Consider the following 5,927-nt stretch of genomic DNA (forward strand, 5'->3'; position numbering starts at 1 on the left):
GTCGTTTTCGGGTGGCTCGGCGCTACTGGGCGTCGAAGTTGTCCGTCGGGTCGCCCGAGACCTCCAGGTGCTTGGCAGCACAGTCGGTCTTCGACAGTCCCTGCTCGACGCACCACTCCAGCGCGGGGCTGGAGGTGTCGCTGGGATGGGGCACCACGACGGCGTACATCCCCGGTTTCACGTACGAGCTCGGCCACTCGCCGGTGTCGAGGAGCAGCGCCTCGGGGTGGGCGGTCTTGATCTTCTGGTAGCGGGTGAGCGCCTGGCGCCAGTCGGCGTCGCCGCCGTCCCCGGCCCCGACCGCCGCGAGCTGCGGGATCCAGGTGCCGATGAGCTTGGTGGCCGCCTCGGTGTCGAGGCGGGAGATGCGGAGCAGCTGACGCTCGGGCGGGGCGCTCGGGTCCACGGAGCTCGACGGCTCGCTCGTGGGGCTGGTCGAAGGCTCCGGCTCCGCCTCGGACTGCACGGGTCCGATCCCGTCCTTGCCGAAGATGAACCCGAGCACGCCGGCGACGAGCACCAGCACGACGATCATCACCAGGATCGGGGCGGTGCGACCCTTCCGTCGCGCCTGTGGTGGTGAGGCAGCGTCGTCGAAGAAGTACCCGCGCGTGGTGCGGCCCGTGGTCTCCCCGTCGCCGAGCTCGTCCACGAAGAGCGGACGGTGCTGCTCCGGGGGAGCCAGGAGCGGGGTGCCGCAGCCGATGCAGTAGACGGCCCCCGGCAGCAGTGCATCACCGCACGACTGGCAATGTGATTCCTTCTCGGTACTCACGCCTGGACACCCCCTTACCCATCCGACGGTAACCCGTGAAGGCCGCTGTCGTCACGCAACACCAGTAACAACAGCATCACAGACACCAGACGCGTGAGTGAACGCAAACGGTCTGAACGTGGTCGCGGCGGTGTGATCTGAGACACAGGCGGGCCGCGCAGTGGCCACGGGTGATCCTCTGGGCGGCGCGGAGGCCCTACGCTGCCAGCGTGACCCCCAGCCCTGAGACCGTCCGCGCCGTGGTCCTCAACGTCGAGGACGCCCCGGTGGACCCCGACGCCGGGGAGCTGCTCGACCGCGGTCAGGGCAAGGTGGCCGGCCTCGTCGGTCTGGCGAAGCTCGCCTGGCGCATCACGGCCTTCGCGCGCCGCCCGTTCGCGGCCCCGTTCGCGCTCGCGACGCCGATCATCCGTGGCGTGGTCAACACCGACTCCGGACCCGCCGTCGCGGTCCGGCACCAGGGCCGCACGGTCAGCCCGAAGGAGTGGGCCGCCGCCCAGCGGCAGGTCGGGACGAGCCCTCGGATCCTGGTCCTGATCCCGCCGGCGGGCAAGAGCGAGACCGTCTGGGACGAGGGCTCGCAGGCGACCGGAGCGACGTACGCCGACCGGCTCGCCGATCTGCTCGGCTGGATGCCGCTGCACATGCAGGTGTCGGCCGGCAGCAAGTCGGTGCCCGCCGCGGTCGCGCTCAGCAGCCGGATCCAGGAGTGCGTCGACGCTCTCGCGGCGGAGTCGCGCATCGATGCTGCCGGCGCGCCGCGCATCGTCCTGGTCGGCTATGCCGGTGGTGGTCTGATCGCCCGCAACGCGCTCGGGGTGGCCACCGCCGGGGCGCGGCCCTGGACGACGTACGTCTCCGAGCTGATCGCCCTCGGCACGACCCCCTATGCGGTCACCTCCGCCCCGATCTCGGGTGGGGTCGGCAAGCAGCTCGACGAGCACCTCGCAGGCATCGCGGTCGTCGGGGCCGACGAGGCGATGCTCCCGCCGCGACCGGACGTCGACTATCTGCTGGTCACCGACAAGGCGACGTCGCGCCCCAACCGGGTGGGCCGACTCTTCGGCGAGATGCTGTGGTGGCGGCACAAGACGCCGCTGCGGACGCGCCGGGTGCGCGACCTGTTCCCGACGGCGGAGCGCTTCGCTCTCTCGACCGCCGAGACGCCGCTGTCGAACCATCCGGCGGTCCACGACGCGCTGCTGCGCTGGCTGGCGTAGCCATCGGAATCGCGGCGCCGCCCGGATTGCGACGCGATCGCCAATAGTTCTGCCGTCGGCGAACAATGGCACACCAGCCGTGGAACAACGGGATGTGGCGGCTAGTGTCGATCCTGTGAACATCGACTCCAGCGCGGCTGACGCTCATGCCGGTGCCCCAGGGCTCTCCCCGAGCCTGGGCGGCAACGGCGGCGGTCTGAGCCTTCTCGACGACAACATCTACAACCGACTGCTGCGGGAGCGCATCGTCTTCCTCGGCTCCGAGGTCCGCGACCAGAACGCCAACGCGATCTGCGCGCAGCTCCTGCTGCTCTCCGCGGAGGACCCCGATGCCGACATCTTCCTTCACATCAACTCGCCCGGTGGCTCGGTGGATGCCGGTATGGCCATCTACGACACGATGAACTACATCCCCAACGACGTCGCCACCGTCGGCATGGGCCTGGCCGCCTCGATGGGCCAGTTCCTGCTGTGCGCCGGCGCGAAGGGCAAGCGCTACGCGCTGCCGCACGCGCGGATCATGATGCACCAGCCCTCCTCGGGCATGGGTGGCTCGGCCTCCGACATCAAGATCCAGGCCCAGCAGTCGCTGCACATCAAGAAGGTGCTGCTCGATCTGATCAGCGAGCACACCGGCCAGAGCGTCGAGCAGGTCACCACGGACGCCGACCGCGACCGCTGGTTCACCGCCGCCGAAGCTCTCGACTACGGCCTGGTCGACCAGGTCATCCGGAGTGCCAAGGAAGCCTCCGACGAGGGCCGCCCCGCTCACAAGAAGGACTGAGGACATGAACTACTACATCCCGCAGTGGGAGGAGCGTACGTCGTACGGCGTCCGCCGGATCGACCCCTACGCCAAGCTCTTCGAGGACCGGATCATCTACCTGGGCACCCCGATCAGCGACGATGTCGCCAACGCGGTCATCGCCCAGCTGCTCTGCCTGCAGTCGATGAACCCGGACCAGGACATCTCGATCTACATCAACAGCCCCGGTGGCTCGTTCACGGCGTGCACCGCGATCTACGACACGATGCAGTTCATCAAGCCGGACGTGCAGACCGTCTGCATCGGTCAGGCCGCTTCGGCTGCCGCGATCCTGCTCGGCGCGGGTGCGCACGGCAAGCGGATGGCGCTGCCCAACAGCCGCATCCTGATCCACCAGCCCTACACCGAGGGCACCTTCGGCCAGACCTCGGACATCGAGATCCAGGCCAACGAGATCCTGCGGATGCGTGAGCTGCTCGAGAAGATGATCGCCGACCACAGTGGCAAGTCGATGGACGAGGTCAGCCACGACATCGAGCGCGACAAGATCCTCACCGCCGCCCAGGCGGTCGAGTACGGCCTGATCGACTCGGTTCTCGAGTCGCTCAAGACGCCGCAGCTCGTTTGACCTTCGGGCCCCGTGCCGCTCCCACACTGAGGGCGCGGCGCGGGGTACCGTCAGTAACTATTCGGACCTAGCAGCACAAGTCGGGGAAGGAAGGCCACTCGTGGCACGCATCGGCGACGGAGGTGACCTGCTGAAGTGCTCCTTCTGCGGGAAGAGCCAGAAGCAGGTCAAGAAGCTCATCGCGGGTCCCGGCGTCTACATCTGCGACGAGTGCATCGATCTCTGCAACGAGATCATCGAGGAGGAGCTCAACGAGGGCTCCGAGGTCGAGATCGCCGATCTCCCCAAGCCGAAGGAGATCTTCGACTTCCTCAACTCCTACGTCATCGGCCAGGAGCAGGCGAAGAAGTCGCTCGCGGTGGCGGTCTACAACCACTACAAGCGCGTCCAGGCCGGCCTGCAGCCCGGCGGCCCGCAGGGTCCTGGCAAGCACGCCAAGGAGGAGCAGGTCGAGGTCGCCAAGTCCAACATCTTGGTGATCGGCCCGACCGGCTGCGGCAAGACCTACCTGGCGCAGACGCTGGCCCGGATGCTCAACGTCCCGTTCGCGATCGCGGACGCCACCGCGCTGACCGAGGCGGGCTATGTCGGCGAGGACGTCGAGAACATCCTCCTCAAGCTGATCCAGGCCGCCGACTACGACGTCAAGAAGGCCGAGACCGGCATCATCTACATCGACGAGATCGACAAGGTGGCCCGCAAGGCGGAGAACCCCTCGATCACGCGCGACGTCTCCGGTGAGGGCGTGCAGCAGGCGCTGCTGAAGATCATCGAGGGCACCACCGCCTCGGTGCCGCCGCAGGGTGGCCGCAAGCACCCGCATCAGGAGTTCATCCAGATCGACACCACCAACATCCTCTTCGTGGTGGGTGGCGCGTTCGCCGGTCTGGAGCACATCATCGAGCAGCGGGTCGGCAAGAAGACCCTCGGCTTCACCGCCGAGGTGCGCGGCAAGGCCGAGAAGGAGTCCGAGGACCTCCTGAAGCTGGTGCGTCCCGAGGACCTCACCAAGTTCGGGCTGATCCCGGAGTTCATCGGTCGGCTGCCGCTGATCGCGAGCGTCGAGAAGCTCGACCAGGCCGCGCTGGTCCAGATCCTGACCGAGCCGCGCAACGCGCTGGTGAAGCAGTACCAGAAACTCTTCGACCTCGACGGCGTCGACCTCGAGTTCACCGAGGACGCGGTCACCGCCATCGCCGACAAGGCCCTCGAACGTGGCACCGGTGCCCGAGGCCTGCGGGCGATCATCGAGGAGGTCCTCCTCTACGTGATGTACGACGTGCCCTCTCGTGGTGACGTCGGCAAGGTGATCGTGACCCGCGAGGTGGTCGACGACGGCGAGATGCCGACCCTGGTTCCTCGTGAGAAGGAAACCAAGAAGAAGTCCGCGTAGCCCGTTTGGGTCATTTTCGCCGTCCGGGTCGGTATTGGCCCGGGCGGTCGGACACAATACGCACTGATGAGCATCTGTACCTTTCCAGCTCCGTCACTCGGTAGGGAAGTGGGCACGTGAGGTTCCAGAGGGGCCCGGTGATGGCCTACGCCGCCGTAGTGCTCATCGGCCTGCTCGTGGTCATCCAGACCCTCAGCCCGGACGTCTCCGCGCTGCACCGGGTGCCGCGTACGCTCTCGGGCCAGGCCGACTTCACCGTGATCCCTCCGGCGCCGTCTCCCGACGTCTCCGGGGTGTCGACGATTCCCAGCACCACACCCGACGCGGACCGGAAGAGCGACCGGGAGGACCCGGCCCCGCCGAAGAGCCGCGAGGACAAGAAGCCGGACAAGGCGCCGTCCGCGCCCGCCGAGCAGCCCGACGCGCCGCCGTCCGCGGATCCGACGACGCCCGCGGACCCCGGTGAGGACCAGGGCCACGGCAAGCCACCCAAGCTGGTTCCGTCCGTGGGGCCGATCCCGGGCATCATGGCGCCGCTGCTGTGGCCGTTCGTGGCCGAGGAGGACGCCCGCCCCGTCGACGAGGCCGTGCCGATGTTCCTGCGGCAGCTGATCGCCGCCGACGCCGGCGTCCCGGTCGAGGACCTTCCGCTCGAAGAGCCCAAGAAGGACCGGGAGTCCGACGAGGAGACAGCACAGACGAAGGAGTCCGACCCGGAGTCGACCAAGCGCGAGTCCGAGGCCGAGCAGGTCATCGAGAACGCCTGCGAGCTCACCGCCGCGATCGCCGAGGATGTGAAGACGCTGCCGGGAGCGGACGAGGCTCCCGACTCGAAGGGCACGCCCGAGTGCGATGAGGCGTGCGCTGAGCCGAAGACACCGGTAGGGTCGTCGCCCGCAGCCGAACCCGAGGCCACCACCGAATCCGCTGAGCCGTCCGACACTGAGCCCTCCAACCCGGGGACGACGGAAGCATCGGAGCCGGAGCAGGAGCCGAAGAGAGGCAGCAAGGACGACCAGACTTGTGCCGAGAAGTCGGTGCAGTAGGGATCACTCCGATGGCGACTGCACCACGCCAGAGTGACCGGCCGAGCGATTCCCCCCGGGCGCTCGGCTGCAGTGAGGGACGAAGCAGGCCCCGGAAAC

6 protein-coding genes are annotated in these 5,927 nt (G+C 68.1%); 5 read left to right on the plus strand and 1 reads right to left on the minus strand.

Annotated features, from left to right (window positions below):
- Positions 1-22: 22 nt before the first annotated feature.
- Complete coding sequence (locus ACFU7D_RS20250; RefSeq protein ID WP_378870453.1) at positions 23-775, minus strand: hypothetical protein; 753 nt, start codon at positions 773-775, stop codon at positions 23-25.
- A 209-nt stretch (positions 776-984) separates the two neighbouring features.
- Between ACFU7D_RS20250 and ACFU7D_RS20255 the strand changes: the two genes are divergently transcribed.
- From ACFU7D_RS20255 to ACFU7D_RS20275, 5 genes are all read left to right on the plus strand, one after another.
- Complete coding sequence (locus ACFU7D_RS20255; RefSeq protein WP_378870455.1) at positions 985-1,995, plus strand: hypothetical protein; 1,011 nt, start codon at positions 985-987, stop codon at positions 1,993-1,995.
- Between the two features lie 121 nt (positions 1,996-2,116).
- Positions 2,117-2,779 carry an ATP-dependent Clp protease proteolytic subunit gene (locus ACFU7D_RS20260; RefSeq protein ID WP_378870483.1) on the plus strand — a complete coding sequence of 221 codons (663 nt, stop codon included), beginning with the start codon at positions 2,117-2,119 and terminating at the stop codon, positions 2,777-2,779.
- A 4-nt stretch (positions 2,780-2,783) separates the two neighbouring features.
- The gene (locus ACFU7D_RS20265) at positions 2,784-3,389 is read left to right on the plus strand and encodes an ATP-dependent Clp protease proteolytic subunit (RefSeq protein ID WP_355231559.1); all 606 of its coding nucleotides are present in this window, start codon (positions 2,784-2,786) and stop codon (positions 3,387-3,389) included.
- 100 nt (positions 3,390-3,489) lie between these two features.
- Entirely contained in the window at positions 3,490-4,782 is a 1,293-nt protein-coding gene (clpX, locus tag ACFU7D_RS20270; RefSeq protein WP_160024669.1) for an ATP-dependent Clp protease ATP-binding subunit ClpX, read from the plus strand.
- A gap of 116 nt (positions 4,783-4,898) precedes the next feature.
- Positions 4,899-5,828 carry a hypothetical protein gene (locus ACFU7D_RS20275; RefSeq protein ID WP_378870458.1) on the plus strand — a complete coding sequence of 310 codons (930 nt, stop codon included), beginning with the start codon at positions 4,899-4,901 and terminating at the stop codon, positions 5,826-5,828.
- The last annotated feature ends 99 nt before the right edge of the window (positions 5,829-5,927 follow it).

Source organism: Nocardioides sp. NPDC057577 (genome assembly GCF_042801335.1).
In the GTDB taxonomy this organism is placed as follows: domain Bacteria; phylum Actinomycetota; class Actinomycetes; order Propionibacteriales; family Nocardioidaceae; genus Nocardioides.